This is a genomic window from Collinsella sp. CLA-ER-H9 (genome assembly GCF_040092295.1).
GTDB lineage: Bacteria > Actinomycetota > Coriobacteriia > Coriobacteriales > Coriobacteriaceae > Collinsella.
The window spans coordinates 385,395-401,492 of the sequence record NZ_JBBNLV010000001.1 but is presented as its reverse complement, the minus strand read 5'-3'; the positions used below and the strand labels follow the sequence as shown (position 1 = coordinate 401,492).

11 protein-coding genes are annotated in these 16,098 nt (G+C 58.1%); 4 read left to right on the top strand and 7 right to left on the bottom strand.

Annotated elements, in window-relative coordinates:
• Window positions 1-19: 19 nt before the first annotated feature.
• Window positions 20-3,451 carry a SpaA isopeptide-forming pilin-related protein gene (locus AAAX73_RS01650; protein WP_349124856.1) on the top strand — a complete coding sequence of 1,144 codons (3,432 nt, stop codon included), beginning with the start codon at window positions 20-22 and terminating at the stop codon, window positions 3,449-3,451.
• Between the two features lie 62 nt (window positions 3,452-3,513).
• Here the strand turns inward: AAAX73_RS01650 and AAAX73_RS01645 are convergent, their stop codons facing one another.
• Together AAAX73_RS01645 and AAAX73_RS01640 are read right to left on the bottom strand one after the other, a co-directional pair.
• Window positions 3,514-3,732: a hypothetical protein gene (locus AAAX73_RS01645; RefSeq protein WP_349124855.1), complete on the bottom strand. Its 219-nt coding sequence runs from the start codon at window positions 3,730-3,732 to the stop codon at window positions 3,514-3,516.
• Window positions 3,733-3,753: 21 nt separating this feature from the next.
• Window positions 3,754-6,846: a M28 family peptidase gene (locus AAAX73_RS01640; RefSeq protein WP_349124854.1), complete on the bottom strand. Its 3,093-nt coding sequence runs from the start codon at window positions 6,844-6,846 to the stop codon at window positions 3,754-3,756.
• A gap of 197 nt (window positions 6,847-7,043) precedes the next feature.
• Here AAAX73_RS01640 and AAAX73_RS01635 point away from each other — a divergent pair, with 197 nt between their 5' ends.
• Together AAAX73_RS01635 and AAAX73_RS01630 are read left to right on the top strand one after the other, a co-directional pair.
• Entirely contained in the window at window positions 7,044-8,066 is a 1,023-nt protein-coding gene (locus AAAX73_RS01635) for a WYL domain-containing protein (protein ID WP_349124853.1), read from the top strand.
• Window positions 8,053-8,970: a WYL domain-containing protein gene (locus tag AAAX73_RS01630; protein ID WP_349124852.1), complete on the top strand. Its 918-nt coding sequence runs from the start codon at window positions 8,053-8,055 to the stop codon at window positions 8,968-8,970. The genes AAAX73_RS01635 and AAAX73_RS01630 overlap by 14 nt, the downstream gene beginning before the upstream one ends.
• On the opposite strand, the gene AAAX73_RS01625 is transcribed toward AAAX73_RS01630, so the two are convergent.
• Window positions 8,967-11,861 (bottom strand): helicase C-terminal domain-containing protein, encoded by a 2,895-nt coding sequence (locus AAAX73_RS01625; RefSeq protein WP_349124851.1) that lies wholly within the window; start codon window positions 11,859-11,861, stop codon window positions 8,967-8,969. The genes AAAX73_RS01630 and AAAX73_RS01625 overlap by 4 nt on opposite strands.
• Entirely contained in the window at window positions 11,855-12,820 is a 966-nt protein-coding gene (locus AAAX73_RS01620) for a D-alanine--D-alanine ligase (protein ID WP_349124850.1), read from the bottom strand. Before AAAX73_RS01620 ends, AAAX73_RS01625 begins: the two co-directional genes overlap by 7 nt.
• A gap of 85 nt (window positions 12,821-12,905) precedes the next feature.
• Between AAAX73_RS01620 and rlmN the strand changes: the two genes are divergently transcribed.
• A complete protein-coding gene (rlmN, locus tag AAAX73_RS01615) occupies window positions 12,906-13,958 on the top strand; it encodes a 23S rRNA (adenine(2503)-C(2))-methyltransferase RlmN (protein ID WP_349124849.1) in 1,053 nt (350 codons plus the stop codon).
• A gap of 192 nt (window positions 13,959-14,150) precedes the next feature.
• Here rlmN and AAAX73_RS01610 read toward each other — a convergent pair whose 3' ends face one another.
• Genes AAAX73_RS01610 through AAAX73_RS01600 form a run of 3 tightly spaced genes read right to left on the bottom strand, consistent with a single transcriptional unit; the run spans window position 14,151 to window position 16,093 of the window.
• Complete coding sequence (locus tag AAAX73_RS01610) at window positions 14,151-14,405, bottom strand: hypothetical protein (RefSeq protein WP_349124848.1); 255 nt, start codon at window positions 14,403-14,405, stop codon at window positions 14,151-14,153.
• Entirely contained in the window at window positions 14,395-15,300 is a 906-nt protein-coding gene (locus AAAX73_RS01605) for a ParB/RepB/Spo0J family partition protein (RefSeq protein ID WP_349124847.1), read from the bottom strand. The genes AAAX73_RS01610 and AAAX73_RS01605 overlap by 11 nt, the downstream gene beginning before the upstream one ends.
• Window positions 15,293-16,093: an AAA family ATPase gene (locus AAAX73_RS01600; protein WP_349124846.1), complete on the bottom strand. Its 801-nt coding sequence runs from the start codon at window positions 16,091-16,093 to the stop codon at window positions 15,293-15,295. The genes AAAX73_RS01605 and AAAX73_RS01600 overlap by 8 nt, the downstream gene beginning before the upstream one ends.
• Window positions 16,094-16,098: the final 5 nt, after the last annotated feature.

Below are 16,098 nucleotides of genomic sequence, written 5' to 3'. Positions count from 1 at the left end.
CGAGGGATAAGGAGCAGCCATGTCCAACGCACCCACGCACTCTGTCCACAGCGCAATCACAGCAGGATCGCTGCTCCTAGTCCTCTTTTTACTTTTAGGCTGCATGACACCGGATGCCGCGCTCGCCGTCGACGGTTACGAATCGCTCGGATTCCGCACTATCAGCAATGAATGCGGTCCTTTTGGAGTTGGCAAATACGAGGCACAGGATTCTTCGACTGCCTATTGTATGAACCAGGACCGATTTGGCCCCAGCACACCGGGCGGACCCTGGCTCACCTACAATCAGGGCTGGGTATGGCTCGAAGACGAATTCGCGGCCATCATCTGCCATGGCTACCCCACCGCCACATCCTTTGGCGGGCATAACCTGTCCCCCGATCGAGCGCGCGCCGCAACCCAACTTGCCGTCTGGATGCTCAACGGCACCACCCATACCGACGGATCATTCTCATATACAACCGCCCAGGGCGTCACAAAGAGCGGAAACTTTTCCGGCGACAATGAGGTCGTTGCCGCAGCGCGCTGGCTCCACGACAGCGCCAAATCGGGAAGCATTAAAGCCGCACCGCATCGCGCACGGCGCTATTTGGGAACTGTGTCGGGCGGCAGCAAGCGTCAAGACATGCTCTACGTGCTCCCGGCCGTCTCCGCATCCTTCCAAAAACAGTCAGCCAACGCCGCCATCACGAGCGAAAACGATACCTACAGGCTCGACGGAGCGAGGTTCGACATCTATGAGAGCGCCGGCGACAAGCGTGTCGGCAGCATCCAGATGGACAGCAGCGGTCGCGCACAGGCGACACTTTTGCCCAATACGGCATATTATCTGGTCGAAACCAAAGCTCCAGCGGGTTATATCCCCAGGAGTGACCGCATCGCCTTTTCCACCGGCAATGACGGCGGGAATGTCGTCATCGATGAGCAGCCCGGTACCATTACCCTGCGCATCGCAAAGGTCGATGCCGCGACAGGGGCAGGTCCTCAAGTCGGCGCGTCACTTGCCGGCGCTGAGTTCACCTGCGTCTCACAGTCTACCCCGGGCTGGTCGCACACCCTCACGACGGATGAGGACGGCCGGGCAACACTTACCGACATCCCCCTGGGCACCTTTACCATCTATGAGTCAAGAGCTCCCGAGGGCTATCTGCCCTCCGATGAAACCTGGAGCTACACCATCGGTGCCGATCAGCTCGGAGACGCGGGCGTCGTTGAGCTCGAGCGCCGCATCCCCAACATCCCCATCGCTTTTGACCTCGAAATTTCAAAGTTCAAGGACTGCGGTAATAGTGACGAATCTGGTGTAGAGCAGCCGGCGGAAGGCGTGGTCTTTGAAGTGGCAAGCAACACTTCGCAGCAGGTTGTTGGAACGCTGACCACCAATATCTACGGCTTCGCATCGACCAAAGACCAGGCCGGAGCATGGTTTGGCGCAGGAGAGCGCCCCGATGGCGTCAGCGGAACCATACCGTATGACCGTGCCGGCTACACCATTCGTGAGGTTGTCGACACTGTGCCCGACGGCTTTAAGCAGGCAGGGGAATGGACTATCACAGCAGAGCAGATCACGGACGGCGCAGAGCTTCAGTACATCGTAGACAACCACGCCCTGTCGACACATCTTCAAATCGTGAAGCGCGATGCTCAGACCGGCAACGCCGTACCACGCGCTGGGTTCACCTTTCAGCTGCTCAACGGCGACCGTGAGCCCATCTCGCAAACATCCTGGCATCCCGCCCATACCGTTATGAATACCTTTACGACCGATGAAACCGGCACCGTCACCCTACCCGAATCGCTTAACCCGGGCACGTATTACATACGAGAGACTTCCGCCAAGGAACCGTATCTTGTTGGTGAAGATCTGGAGATAACGATTCCCGCCGACATGAACTTAACGCCCGTCGCGGTCGCCTCGTTTTACGACGACGCGGCAACAGGAAGCATCGAGATCGTCAAGAACGATGCCGTAGGTGGGCGCGCCCTTGCCGGTGCTGTTTTTGATATCCGTGCCGCGGGCGATATCGTGCGCCCCGACGGCAGCATTGCTGCCCTGGACGGCGAAACCGTCACATCCATCACGACCGACGAGCGGGGATTTGCGTGCGCGACTCATCTTTCACTGGGGTGCGGAACCGCCACCTATGAGGTAATCGAGGTGCAGGCACCCGAAGGTTACCTGCTCGACCAAAGCGTCCACACCGTCGAGCTGTCGTATGCCGGTCAGGAAACACCCGTGATCAATGCGCACCTCGATGTTTCTAACGACTACACCAAAATCGACATCTCCAAAGTAGATTTGACCGGCAAACAAGAAGTGGAAGGCGCCCGGCTCTCCCTCCACGGTGCCGACGGAACCGAAATTGACGCTTGGACCTCCTCTGACAAACCGCATCGCATCGAGCATCTTTTGCCCGGCACCTACACCCTGTGCGAAGTGATGCCCCCGCGCACTTACGACCTTGCCGAAGACATGACGTTTGAAATTAAGGCCACAGGAGAAGTGCAGACGGTAACCATGAAGGACGCACCCATCGAGATCGAGGGCAAAGTCGACAAGCGGCAAGAGATCGCCCGCCCTATCGGTAAGGGTCTCGTCGCCAACGGCGATGGCAAAAACCGAGCCGCGGCACAATCCGATGCGGACGGCTCCTTCTCCTATACGCTCGATGCTAAAAATGAGTCGAATACCTGGGTTGATGAATTCACCATCACTGACGATCTCGAATGCGCCAAGGAAGGCACTGCCAAACTCATCGCCATCGAAACCCCTGTCGCGACCGGGGACATCGACGGTCTTTGCAACGTGTGGTATCGAACGTCTCCAGTGGGAAGTATCGATACGGGCGAACAGGCCAATGCAACGCTCAGCGACGGGCATGACAACCCCTGGCTCGAAACGGACGAGGTCAAAAAGCTCCTAGGTGACGATTTGCGCATGGTCGATTACGGCGATTGGCATCTTTGGAAAGACGATATCCCAACAACGGAGTCGGTCACCCTCGAGGCAAAAGAGCTCGCTCTTTTGGACGATACCGCCGTCACGGGCATTCGTCTTGAGTACGGGGCCGTATCGGCCGACTTCACGACAAGAGGCGCTGCAGAATCTTGGACCCGCGAGGACCTCAAAGACGAGCATGACGACCTTGATGATGTGAGCGCCGTCCTTGACTCGGATATTCACGGTGCCGTCATCCATATGCAGGCCGCATCGTCTTACACGCCTCAGACCGCACTCGCCAACAGCGCTCGCGTTGACCTCTGTCGCAATGGCGGCGGTAGCAACCTTGAATCACATGACGAGGATCGCGTCATCCAGCGATGCGTCATGCCGCAAGATTTACCGGCAACGGGCTCCCTTCCCATTGCCGCCTGCCTCACCGCCTTCGTGACCTCCGGCGCCGCGACAATCTGGTTTGCCCGTCTAAAGCTGGCGTCAAAACGTCGCTGACGCAATAAAAAAGAGGCGAGCCCGTCTCCCGGCTCGCCTCTTATTCGTTCGTGGCGAAATGGCTATTCCCCAGATGCAGACCCACCGTCGATGAGCGCTTGTTCGGACTCGGAGATGCCATCGGCTCCCAAACTCTGCTCGTGCTCCACTTCTTCGCTAATCGTGGACTCAGGCGTTGAGCCTTTAACACCCACGATATACGCGGCCCCGAAACCAAGGGCAATGGCGATCAGGACCAAGATAAGATAGACGGGCCAGTGGCGCTTGATGTACGAAAACACGCAGACTCCTTATAGGTCAACCTACGAACGACGAATGACCTCGGTCACGACCTCGGACACCATAGCGATATTTGTCGGATTGACGTTGTACGGCAGATCGTCCTCAGTGTGAGCGCATGCCAAACGCGGGCCGTCGACGCCGGCAATGGTAAGGGCGCGTCGGCTTGCCTCGAGAGCAGCATAGGCATCGGTCTTGGCATAGGGCATCTCAAATGCACCGCAATCGACATGGAACGACTTGCACACCTTGTTGACCAAGTTCATGATGCGTCGGTCACCCTTGAGCAACTGCTGCTCGCCCTCGACCGTCACGACCGAAAGCCTGCCGGCGCCAATGGACTCAAGGTTGATAAAGAACACGCCGCGGAGCTTGTCGCGATGCGCGGCCAGGAACGCCTTCATGCCGGCGCCGTCGCAATCGGAAGCGCCTGTAGCCACAAACCAGATGTCGTGGCCAAGCAGCTCATCATCACCCATGGAGGCAACGGCAGCGAGCATATCCTCGGCGGAAGCTCCATCGGAAGACGTGGCGCCACCCTTCCAGCCGTCGCCGTCATCCTCGAAGTTATCCCACGAGCCGATACCGCGACCAGACTTCTTGGCGTCGTAATCATCCTCGACGCCAAGCCAATCGCTCATGCTGTCCTGCTCGTTTTTCTTTTTGCGACCGAACAGACCGCCCAAGCCGCGCTTTTGCGGCTTGGTGGCCGGAGCGGCAGGAGCCGAGATAGTCTCAAGCGGCTGAACATCCGAGGTGACCGGCATGGGGGGAACAACCGGAGCCGATGTGGGCTCGGGACCCTGTGCCGTCGCGAAGGGATCGTTAACCTGAGCCGAAGGGTCGGGAAGGTCGAACAGCGAGGTTCGCGAGGCGACATTGGCCTGCTGCATCGAAGGCATCGAGGGATCGGGGACCGAGGCCAGCGGAGACGCAGAGGGCATGGGAGCCGGCGCGGATGCCGGGTCGGGAACATTCATGTTCGGGCGCGGCGACGCCTGAGACGAGATCTGAGCCATCAGAGCATCGACCGTCTCGGCCTGCGACGGAGCAGCGTTGGCAACCGTGGCGCCGGGATCACTCGGCGCGGGCATGGTGAAGATCTGCGTAGAGTAGGGCCTCGACTCATCCGCCTGCGGAGCTTCGGGGGCCACGGGCTCAGGCTCTTGCTCGGAGCTGTCCGCAGCGACCTGTTCCGCCGCAGATTGATCCTCGACCGTATCGGGCGCAGCAGGCTCGTCCTCGACAGGAGCGGAAAGGGGCTCGGCGATAGCGGTGCCCTGCTTCTCAAACGTCATCGTGGCATCAAACGACACAGTGCTGTCGACCGGCTGTTGGGTTTCGAAAGTCGCCGTCTCCCCGGCAACATCCGCAGGCGAAGGCTGCGGCGCCTCGAAAGACGTCGTGGCGTCGGCAACATCAACGGATACCGGCGATACCGGCTGCTCGGCGGCGTTTTGCTCAAATTCCTGTGCCGCGCGCTCGCGCTCGGCCGCCTGTTGCTTGGCTGCAGCCTCGCGCGCGGCTGTCTCGCGGGCAGCAGCACGCTTTTCCTCAAAGTCGTCAACGAGTTTCTTGCCCTTTTCGAATGCCCCCTTAAAGAAATGGGAGGCGCTGGCACCGATCGAAGAAAACGCGGAAGCGATATCGGCATGGGGCGTCGTCACCGGAAGCTCGGCAGAAAAATCGGTGTCGCTCTCGTAGGACACACGCTGCGGATACGCATCGTAGTCGTCCTCGGTATTATCGAGCTCCTCGGGCGCCGGGGCAGGCGCCATGACGTCCAGACCGGCTGCGGGATCGATAGCAGTCTCCGCATCGGCTTCCGTCTCGACGGCATTGGCCTCATCGGGCTGCGCAGCCACGACCGGATCGGGCTGGGGCGCGGGCTCGAACGTCGGCTCCTCGCCCTCTTCGTAATCGAGCGTACAGGACTCGGGAAGCATTCCCAGGGCACGGATGGCATCCGAGCCAAACCGGATGTTGCCGGCGGCATTGCGATAAAGCTTGGGCTCGGGCTCGGCCTGCTCGGCCGCGGCAGGCTCCTCTGCCGACTCGGCAGCGGACTCGTCTGCAACGGGCTCCTCGGCCGGAATATCTTGGACCTGGGACTCGGGTGCAATGACGCCAATCAGGGTCTCGTCGGCAGAAGCACCTTCGAATCCATCGATTTGCTCATCAAAAGCCTCGCCCTGCTCACCCTCGGGAGCGACCGGCTGGCCATACTCATCCTCGGTATAGGCAGGCTCTTCGTACTCGATGGTATTGCCGTAATCGTTTTGCTGCTGGGCCGCGGCGTACTCGGCTGCCGCGCGCGCCATCTCCTCGGCGCGACGCTTCTGCTCGCCAAAATACGTGTCAAACGGAATATCGTCAGGGAACTCGTTCTCACCCTGATAGGGGGCGACGTTATCCATGACACCCAGCATGGCGGCAACAGAGGACTTGTTGCAAACCGAGCCGGACGTGTAGGGAAGGACGAAACGATTGGAAATGATATTGGCGGCATTGGCGAGCGCCACGAGGGAGGCAAGGATCGCGACAATCCACAGCAGGACCTTCAACGCGCCGGGAAGCGGCAAGATGCGCAGGATGGCAATAGCCGCGGGAGCAATCGTGGCAATCGGGAGCAATTTGGCGATCAGCGCTCGGTACGGCGCATAGGGCTCGCGAGCGAGCAGTTCGGCGCGCGGGGAGTCATAGTGCGCGACGACGACAACCGGGCGATTGCGCGGAGAGGCAAGCGTGCCAGAGGCCTTGTGATAGGCGATGACATTTTGGCTCACGCCCGTCTTGCCCAGGCGCGAGATCACGGGGCGCCCGGTTCGCTCGAGCACATAGAGCACGGCTCCGACAATGGCCAACAGGGTGCCGACTAAGCCGATACCGCCACCGATGCCCATAAGCAGGGCACCGGCGAATGCCAGAATGCCCGTAACGGCAAACGCCATCCTGCTCGGCGCGGGAGCATTAAACTCCTGCACCTCGGGATCAAAGCCGTGGTTGCGGAAAATTTGAGCGATATCTTCGGCAGCCAAGCGCTCTTCTTCGCTGCACGCCGGCGTGATGCCAGTGTTCTGCAACAGGTGGTTAATATAGTTCTGGGTGTTCGCCATATGCGCTCCACATCCATAATCCGACAAATAGGCCCAATGTATGCACATTAGAACCGTATATAGTCGAAAGTATACCCCGAGCGGGCGCAAACGGCCGAATTCTGGGCATCTTAACGCCCCAAACGGACAAGGATATAGCCTAATCTCCATATCGGACTAAAATCATGGCATCAAACACCTTCCCATGCGAGGATTCTATGACGGCAAGCGATACAACCGTAACGAATAAAAATGGGGCGCCGGAACCCGGTTTCGACAAGACCGCCCAGCGCATCCTCAATCTGTTCTTTGTCCTCAACAGCTCTCCCGAGCCACTGACCACAGAGCAAATTGTCCTGGATTCCGATCTTGGCTATGGGTCGGGCAATATCGACTCGGACAAGCGCAAGTTTCGCCGCGATCGCGAAAAACTCCTCGAACGCGGAATCACGATCAAGGAAGTTCGCGCAGCGGGCGCCCAAGAAACCGAAGAAAGCGCGTGGACCATCGATCGCGAGCACACGTTTGCGGCCGGTGGCCTCATCACCGCAGACGACGCGGACATCTTGCTCGACGCTATCGACCAGACCCTTGCGACCGGTTCGGCCGCGTTTGCCACGCCGCTTGCAGACATACGCTCCAAGATCGCCTACCTCACCGGCGCATCGACCGCAGAAGAGCCTCCCGCCCGTCGCTTACCCGCCGTCGATGCGGTGTGGAGCGCTTTCGCCGAACGCTGCGCACTGCGCTTTTTGTATCAAAACGGGCACGGGGAGCAAAAAGAGCGCACCGTCTGCGTATACGGCATGTTTGAGCACGAGGGTGTGGCGTATTTTTGCGGACTCGACAACGCCACCGATGAAATCAGGACGTTTCGCTGCGACCGTATCGTTCGCGCATGGCGCCCCTCGAAGGCCTACTCCATCCCCGCCGACTTTAACCTGAACGATCGCCTGTTCTTCGAGTTTGATTTTGCCGATTGCAAGCCCGTTATGGCGACCTTTTCGTTTGCCCCGCAAGCCCAGGCCGACATGGTCAGCGGCCTAACGCGCGGTCGCGGGGAGCTCACGCACACCGAAGAGGGTTGGACCTGGACCGTCGGCGTGCGCGACCTTAATGCCGCTGCCTCGTTTTGTATGGAGCACGCCATGGACGGCATGAGACCCGTTGCCCCCGATGCACTTAAACTGGCGTGGAACCACCTCATCGAAAGGACGGTGCACGAGCATGCCCGTGCGTAAACTCACCAGCGAGCAAAGGCTCTCGCGTGCGATTGACATCATGGAGGCCCTCTACGCTGCCGGTGAGACCGGTATGACACGAGGGGATATCTGCAGCCGTTTTGATATCACGGGTGCGGCGCTCGACGAAATTATCGATATCGTCTCGACCCTCGCTGACCGTGAGTCGGGCGCACGCATCATCTGCGAGCGCCACGGCGAGTGCATCATCCTGACAGGCGATGCGGGGCGTGTGCTGCCCTTGCGCCTAAGTGCCGCCGAAGGTGCCGTGCTCAACCACGAACTCGAATCGATGGGAATCGACTCTCGGGCAGCAGAGCGTATCCGACACGCCCTCCTACCCGAGAAACTCGGCTACAACCAGCGCGTCGTCGATACCGTTGCCCGAGGATCGCACTGGCAACAGCTGAACTGCGCGATTCAAGACGGCGTTCGATGCCGCATCATCTACCGTTCGATGGACGACACACGGCCGCGTGAGCGTCTCATCGACCCCCTGCGCATCGCGACGCATGGCGACCAAACCTATCTGATTGCCTGGGATGTCGAAGTCGATGAGCAGCGCTCCTACCGCATGGACAAAATCGAAGGCCTTACCCTTACCGACGATTCCGTGGAGCGCCACGCGCCCGCGTCCGCATCCCTCCACGAATCCCTTTCCAAAGCGGAGCAGAGCGCAAAACTCCTCATGCCGCTCGACATGGCAGAGCGCCTAGACTGGGCCGGCATCATGTCGATTGAGCCAAACGGGGCAGACATGGCGACGGTGACCGTGCGTTATGGGTCAGAGCACTGGCTGTTCTGCCAGGTAATCGCAGCGGGCGGAGCCATCCGCATACTGGATGACCCCGCCTCGGCAAAGCGTCTATGCGATATGGCGAAGAGCCTGACCTGCCCGCTTTAACGGCGCCTCTCGTGGCGTGCACGCCACAGCTGCAAATAATGACCGATCTGCGCCGACTCGATACGCTGGTAGGAAGTCGTGGGCAGCGACGTCAAGAACTTCTTGCCGTAGCCCTTTGTCACCAAGCGCGGATCTGCCAAGATGAGCACACCGCAATCGGTTGACGAGCGGATGAGACGGCCGGCGGCTTGCTTGACTTCGAGCACCGCCTCGGGCAGCGAGTAGCGCGCCCAGGCGCGGTCCTCACGCAGATTGCGCTCACACGAAAGGGGATCCGTGGGGCTCGAGAACGGCAGCTTGGGGATAATGACGCAACGCAGCGTCTCGCCGCTGGCGTCAAAGCCCTCCCAAAAGGCCTTGAGCGCAAAGAGCGATGAGGTCGGCTCGTTGATAAACCGATCGCGCAGGCGACGCGGGGACGAGTTGCGCTGTTGGCAATTGAGCTCCAGGCCCGCTCGCGCCAATTTGGGCTCGACACGGGCATACAGGTCCTCCATATCGCGCCTGTTGGTGAAGAGCGTGAGCACCGATCCACCCATGGCGAGATGGGCATCGACCAGCACGCACTCGAGCGCCGAGAGATAGCGCTCGCGATCGCGCGGATCGGGAATGTCCCCCGCCACGACCACGGCCATATTCGAGTCAAAGTCATAGCTCGAATCCAGGTGCAGCGATGAGGATGTCGACTCACCGATGCGATCGAGGCCGACAGCATGGTTGAAATGCTCAAAGCTCTTGGACACCGTCATGGTCGCCGAAGCGAAGATGGCCGTGTGCACTTCGGGCAGCCACTCGTTCGCCAAGGCCTCGCCGATATCGATGCGCTCGGCGGTCATAGACTCCCCGCCCGCGCGCAGCCGACGGTTCACCTGCAGCGAGTACACATAGTGCTCATCCGTACCCTCAATGATGAGTTTGAGGTTCTCGTCCAGCTCGTGCAGACGGCGCGAAATGTCGCCTAGGTCGACAACGACCTCGGGCTTATCGGCGGCGACGGTCTGCACCAGCGCGTCTACGCTTTTATCCGCCTGGTCCAGCGCATCAATTGCGGTATGGGCCGACTGCAAAAAATCGTGCCAGTCATCCGACTCGCGCAGCTCGGGGCCAATCCACAGATTCGCGTTATCGTAGCTCCCACGGGCGCGACGGCCGAGCTCGCGCACACCATCGAACACATCGGCAATCGCCATGCTCGCGCGGGCAACCGTCGACGTCGCTTTGGCGGTGAGTCCCAGGTAGAGCGTGGAGCCCTCGGAAGTGGCCAGGTCACGGGAAACTTGACTCAGCGCGCCGGCACTCGACCCACCCAAGCGCTCAAACAGCACGCGCGACTCATCTGCCGAAACCACGCGCGCCCATTGGCGACGGGCCTCACGCTCGATGGAATGGGCCTCGTCGACCACCCAGTGACGAATCGGAGGCAAAATCCTTCCCTCGGCGGCCACGTTGCGGAACAGCAGGGAATGGTTGGTGACCACCACGTCGGCATGTGCCGCTCGGCGGCGCGCCCCGTGGACCAGGCATTTGTCAGGGAAGAACGGACACAGACGACGAGCACACTCGCGCGAAGCCGTCGTAAAGTCGGGACGGTTGACGCTGCGCCAGCGAATGCCGAGCGAATCGAGGTCGCCATCGGCAGATTGGCACACATACGCCATGATCACCGCAACCGCCGTGAGCGTGTCAGCAGGATCGCGCTTGGTGGTGATCTCAACCTGACCACGGCTCATGCGCTCGAGCTTGCGTAGACACGGATAGTGGTCATAGCCCTTGAGTGCACAAAACGACAGGCCCCCGTCCAGCTGTTCGGCGAGCTTTGGCAGCTCATGGTACATAAGCTGGTCGGCAAGATTATTCGATTTGGTCGCGATACCAACCGTGATGTTGTTGCGGCGTGCGGCCTCGGCAAAAGGCACCAGGTAAGCCATCGATTTGCCGACGCCCGTCCCCGCCTCAATCACGCGATGCGTTCCCGTAACGAGCGCGTCACGGACCTCGAGCGCCATCGCGATTTGCTCATCGCGCGGCTCGTACGTGGGATACATGCGATTGACTAGGCCACCGGGGGCATAATCCGCCTCGATCTCTTCACGGCTCGGCATCTTAAGGACCGGCAACTCGTCCGCATCAACGCGATCGTCTGCACGATCGGCCTTGAGCACGTCAGCACGAGCGGCGCTGAGCGAAAATATCGAACCCGGGTTCTGGCCGGCCAAAAAAGAAAAAATGGGGCGATAGGACCAAGGCACGTCCGCGTGCATGTCCGCCAAGCGCGCCATAAGGCCCGAAGGCAGGTCGGTAAGCGCAACCAACAGCACGCGCCACACACCGCACAGGGCATCAACGTCTGCGTTCGCGCGATGCGACACCGAATCGCACCCAAACAAGTCGGCCATAAAAGACAGCTTGTGCGAGGCCAAGCGCGGAAGTGCGATGCGCGACAGTGCCAGCGAATCGATCCAGATGTCGCTGACGTTGACACCGCCCTTGACCGACTCGATAAACGAACGGTCGAAGGTGGCGTTATGCGCAATCACCGGGCAGCCGCCGACAAAATCGGCGAGAGCGGCCACGGCATCGACGGCCGATGGGGCATCCACCACATCGGCGTTTGTAATGCTCGTGAGTTCGGTAATCTCGGCGGGAATCAGCTGCTTGGGGTGCACGAAGGTATCGAACCGGTCGACGATCTCGCGGCCCGAAAGACGGGCAGCCGAGATCTCAATCAGTTCATTGTCCTGCACCGAAAGACCCGTGGTTTCGGTATCGAGGACGATAACATCTTCCTCGATGAGACCAAACGATTGGGTTTTGGCACGCTCGGCAAGCGTGGCATAGGAATCGATGACAAACTGCGGCGTTCCCGACGAAACAGCGTCCTCGATTAGCATGCAACGCCCGCTCGACGAAGTCCCATACGAATCAGACTGTCACAGACCTGTGGGAACGTCATGTCACCGGTGTGGCGAATCTCATCCGGATACAGCGACGTATCGGTCATGCCGGGAATCGTGTTGGTCTCGAGGATGACGGGGCCATCCTCGCTCACGATAAAGTCGCTGCGCGAAATGCCCAGGCAGCCGAGTGCCTTATGGGCCGCGCAGGCAAGTTCCTGGGCACGTGCATAGTTTTCGGGGGAAATCTGCGCCGGAATGCGATGGATATCCGTGGGGTCCACATACTTCACGTCCAGATCGTAGAACTCGCAGTCCTCGGGCTTACGGATCTCAACAATCGGCAGGGCGCGCACGTCATCCTCGCCGTATACGCCGACGGTAATCTCGGTACCCTCGATGCACTTCTCGACCAGCACTTTGTCGCCGTACTCAAACGCCTTGGCGATTGCCGCGGGTAGCTCGGAGGGCTCATGGACCAGAGAGATGCCATAGCTGGAGCCGTTGACGGCGGGCTTTACAAAGCACCGCTCGCCACAAATCTCGACGATACGATCGATATCGACCTCGTCGCCCGCCTCAAGCGCCAGGCCGGGGGCAATGGGGATGCCCGCCTTGGCATACAGAAGCTTTGAAACCTCTTTATCGGCGCCACATGCGCTGGCGAGCACGCCTGACGCCGTGTAGGGGATACCCAGCGTCTCCATGGCCCCCTGCATGGCGCCATCCTCGCCGCCGGCGCCGTGCATGGCGATAAACGCCACGTCGAAGCCACCGGTCGCCATAGTCACCATAAAGTCATCGGCGGCGGTGTCGAGCAGCTCCACCGAGGTGTAGCCGGCCTCCTTCAGTGCCACCACGACATTCTTTCCAGAATTGAGCGAAATCTCGCGTTCGGCGGAATGGCCGCCCGCCAAGACCGCTACGTGCATGTTCTCTAGGCTTTTACCCGGCATGGGCAGACTCCTCCTCTATAATTCCTGCAGCTGATACCATATTGTAGCGATACCCTCTACGTTTCCCCAAAATCGAAAGGCTTCCATGAATCCCAGGACTAAATCTCAAGATATTCGCGACTTGAGCCAAAACGATATTCGCGAACTTGTCGCCGAACTCGGCCAACCCGCTTTTCGCGCAAAGCAGCTCATCGAATGGGTTTTTGAGAAGAACGTTTGTTCGTTTGATGACATGACCAACCTTCCCAGAGCCTTCCGCGAGCAGCTGAAGGAGGCATTTGCCTTCGACACGCCGACCGAGCTCACCAAACAGGTGTCTAAGGATGGCTCTCGTAAATACCTACTCGAGTACCACGACGGCATCTCCGTCGAGACCGTCGGTATGCCCCGTCGTAACAAGCTTTCCGTCTGCGTTTCCACCCAGGCAGGCTGTGGCATGGGCTGCGCTTTTTGCGCCACCGGCCTTAACGGCCTCAAGCGCTCTCTGACCGCTCAAGAGATCGTCGACCAGGTACTTCATGTATCCAACGACTTTGGCGAGCGTGCCACGAGCGTCGTCTTCATGGGCCAGGGCGAGCCGTTTGCCAACTACGACGAGGTTCTCAAGGCATTGCGCATCCTTAACGATCCCGACGGTATCGGTATTGGAGCCCGTCACCTTACTGTCTCTACCAGCGGTGTTATTCCTGGCATTCGCAAGTTTGCCGACATTCCCGAGCAGTTTACGCTCGCTGTGTCGTTGCACTCCGCCATCCAGTCCACGCGCAACAAGATTATGCCTGGCGTCAAAAAGTACACGCTTCTGCGCCTTCATGAGGCACTGCAGCTCTACACCGAAAAGACAGGCCGCCGCCCAACTTATGAGTACGCCATGATCGAAGGCGTCAATGACACAAACCCCGAGATGCAGGCGCTCTGCGACTTCTGCGAGGGCACACTGTGCCACGTCAACCTGATTCAGCTCAACGATATCGAGGGCAGCCCTCTCAAGCCGTCGCCGATCCATAAGGTGGAAGACCTCCAGCGTCGTCTTGAGTCCCGTGGCATTGAGACCACGATCCGCAACTCTCGCGGCAACGATATCGACGCTGCTTGCGGGCAACTCAAACAGCGCTTCAAGGTTCAGAAGAACGCATAGGGGAGACCAACCTAAACGTTTCATGTGAAACATCGGACAGCCCCGGTTGTTTAATTGCAACCGGGGCTGTTTCATATCTATCGCTAATCTGCATCGCGCGATTGTTCAACAACTTTTTCGAAAGAAATAAGGGGTCCTTGTTCTGGCGTTCAGACAAGGACCCCTAAAAAAAGGCTAGTAATTGTTAGGTACCTAAAAGCCTACATTTACCCATTGATGATTAACCCAATCTTGATTAATCTTGGGATTCTTAGTTACCTGAGCTGTACGCATAGCGACATCCTCAGTCATAACATCCATTTTCTTTTTGGACGTATCGACGATATCCTGCGCTCCGCGAAGCAGACGACCACGCAATTCATCATCTGTTGCGACCTTAAATCCCGCAAATGCACCAACCGCTACCGTTGCAGCCAAGGCAAGAGCAGTCAGAACTTTATTCTTCATCCTGATCTCCCTTGTCAAATTGAATCATCTCGCCAAGAATACGAGACAGCTCTTCCTCATCCTTAAACTCGATCTCGATTTTATTCTTGCCGCGCGAGCTCTTGACGCGAACGTTCGTGTTAAACACCTGACGCAGAACGCGTGCAGCCTTCTTAAAAGACTGAGGCGTTGCAGGGCGAGGTGTTTTAGGCGTCTCTCCGGCAGAAAACAGTGGGGCAAGATTTTCTGTCGCACGGACAGACAATCCCTCTGCAACAACCTTCTCAGCAAGATTAATGCGCGCATCTTCATACGGAACCGCAAGAATTGCACGAGCATGACCAGCAGTTAGCTTGCCTTCAAAGATCATATGCTGAACTACCTCTGGAAGATCAAGCAAGCGCAACGAATTCGTGATTGCGGAACGAGACTTGCTGACAGCCTTTGACAAGGCTTCTTGAGTCATACCGCTCGCATCGATGAGCTGTCGATATCCCTTTGCCTCTTCGACGGGGTTAAGGTCAGAGCGCTGAAGGTTTTCAATCAGCGCGAGTGCAAGCATCTGCTCATCATCAACATCTTTAATGATGACGGGGAGCTCCTCAAGACCCGCAAGTTTCGAAGCCTGATAACGGCGCTCACCCGCGATAATCTCATAGCCATTACCGTGCTTGCGCACAAGAAGCGGCTGAAGAACGCCATGCTCCTGAATTGACTCACTCAACTCTCGAAGCTCGGTCTCGTTGAAGTGAATTCGTGGCTGATTTGGGTTCGGAACGATGTCTTCAATTGGAAGCTTAGTTTCCGAAGCGGCATTTGATGCTGACGATGCAGATCCGCCAGTCTCATATTCAGCTTCCGAAACCAGTGCATTGAGTCCACGACCCAAGCCGCCGCGCTTCTTAGGACTAGGCACGCTTAATCACCTCTTTAGCAAGGTTCATATACGCCTTTGCGCCCTTATTCTGCGGCGCATAAGTAATTACAGGCTCACCGAACGAGGGTGCTTCTGAAATTTTAACTGTACGTGGAATCAAGGTCTTGAATGCCTTGTCGCCAAAATATGATTGAACCTCTTCCACAACCTGGTTCGAAAGCGATGTGCGCGAATCGTACATAGTCATAAGCACGCCATAAGTATCAAGGCTCTTATTAAGGCGTGTTTTAACCATCTTCATCGATTCAAGCAGCTTTGTGACACCTTCGAGTGCGTAATATTCGCACTGAATAGGAATCAAAACACTATCCGCAGCTGTTAACGCATTAATGGTTAGCAAACCAAGCGATGGCGGACAGTCAATAAATATAAAATCAAACTCATCCTGAACAGGCTCAAGTAGATCCTTTAAGCGAGTCTCGCGGGCAATCGCACTGACAAGTTCGATTTCCGCACCTGCAAGCTGGATAGTAGCCGGAATTACAAAAACCTTATTGCAATTTGTATCAAGAACGAGCGATTCTGCCGGAACATCGTTCAGCAATGCATCATAGATGCAGTGATCGAGCTCTTCTTTTTCGATTCCAAAACCACTCGTACTATTACCCTGTGGGTCAAAATCGACAATTAACGTCTTTCGACCCAGTTCACCCAACGCCGCTGCAAGATTTACAGCTGTGGTGGACTTACCTACGCCGCCTTTTTGGTTGATGATAGCGATGATACGCGTGCCTTTTGCGCTCTTAGAACGCTTAACGTCGCGAAATCCCACGGTCC

Bases quoted from the DNA above. Each gene is read 5' to 3' on its own strand.
- AAAX73_RS01625 (WP_349124851.1), bottom strand. From the start codon at position 11,861: ATGCTAATCGAGGACGCTGTTTCGTCGGGAACGCCGCAGTTTGTCATC.
- AAAX73_RS01630 (WP_349124852.1), top strand. From the start codon at position 8,053: ATGCCCGTGCGTAAACTCACCAGCGAGCAAAGGCTCTCGCGTGCGATT.
- AAAX73_RS01620 (WP_349124850.1), bottom strand. From the start codon at position 12,820: ATGCCGGGTAAAAGCCTAGAGAACATGCACGTAGCGGTCTTGGCGGGC.
- AAAX73_RS01610 (WP_349124848.1), bottom strand. From the start codon at position 14,405: ATGAAGAATAAAGTTCTGACTGCTCTTGCCTTGGCTGCAACGGTAGCG.
- rlmN (WP_349124849.1), top strand. From the start codon at position 12,906: ATGAATCCCAGGACTAAATCTCAAGATATTCGCGACTTGAGCCAAAAC.
- AAAX73_RS01635 (WP_349124853.1), top strand. From the start codon at position 7,044: ATGACGGCAAGCGATACAACCGTAACGAATAAAAATGGGGCGCCGGAA.
- AAAX73_RS01650 (WP_349124856.1), top strand. From the start codon at position 20: ATGTCCAACGCACCCACGCACTCTGTCCACAGCGCAATCACAGCAGGA.
- AAAX73_RS01640 (WP_349124854.1), bottom strand. From the start codon at position 6,846: ATGGCGAACACCCAGAACTATATTAACCACCTGTTGCAGAACACTGGC.